The sequence below is a fragment of the Virgisporangium ochraceum genome (assembly GCF_016863655.1).
GTDB classification, from domain to species: domain Bacteria; phylum Actinomycetota; class Actinomycetes; order Mycobacteriales; family Micromonosporaceae; genus Virgisporangium; species Virgisporangium ochraceum.
Genome location: NZ_BOPH01000197.1, coordinates 1 through 656 on the forward strand (window position 1 = coordinate 1; position 656 = coordinate 656).

At 73.9% G+C, this 656-nt stretch carries 1 pseudogene; it reads right to left on the reverse strand.

Annotated elements, in window-relative coordinates:
• Window positions 1–640: pseudogene (locus tag Voc01_RS52670) on the reverse strand (LuxR family transcriptional regulator); the annotation flags it as partial.
• Window positions 641–656: the final 16 nt, after the last annotated feature.

Here is a 656-nt window from a genome sequence, read left to right on the forward strand (position 1 = left end):
CGTGCAGCCCGACCCGCTCCCCCGGCAGCAGGTCCTGGTAGACCGCCTCGCGCAGGAGCGCGTGCCGGAACACGTACGTGTCGTCGGCCGGGTCGACCTCCAGCATGTGCTGGGCCACGCACTCCCGCAGCGTGGAGCTCAGCAGCCGGCCGGGCAGCTCCGACACCGCCGCGAGCAGCCGGTGGCTGACCCGCCGGCCGGCGACCGCCGCCGCGCGCAGGACGTCGCGCTCGTCGTCACCGAGCAGCTCCACCCGCGCGAGCACGACGTCGCGCAACGACGGCGGCAGCGCGGCGGCCGGGTCGACCAGCAGCCCGGCGGCGAGCAGCTCCTCGATGAAGAACGCGTTGCCGTCGGACAGCTCGACGCACCGGTCGATGGTCTCGCTCGACGGCGGCTCGCCGGTGGTGACCGTGAGGAACGCGGTCAGCTCGTCGGTGGTGAACCGGGCCAGCTCGACCCGGTGGATCCGGCGGGCCCGCTCCAGCTCGGCCAGCATGCCGCGCACCGGGTCGCCCGGCAGCAGGTCGTTGGACCGGTACGTGCACACCAGCAGCGCCTTCTCGGTGGTCTGCGCCCGCGCCAGGTAGTCGACGAGGTCCACAGTGGACGGATCGGCCCAGTGCAGGTCCTCGATCACCAGCACCACCGGCCGG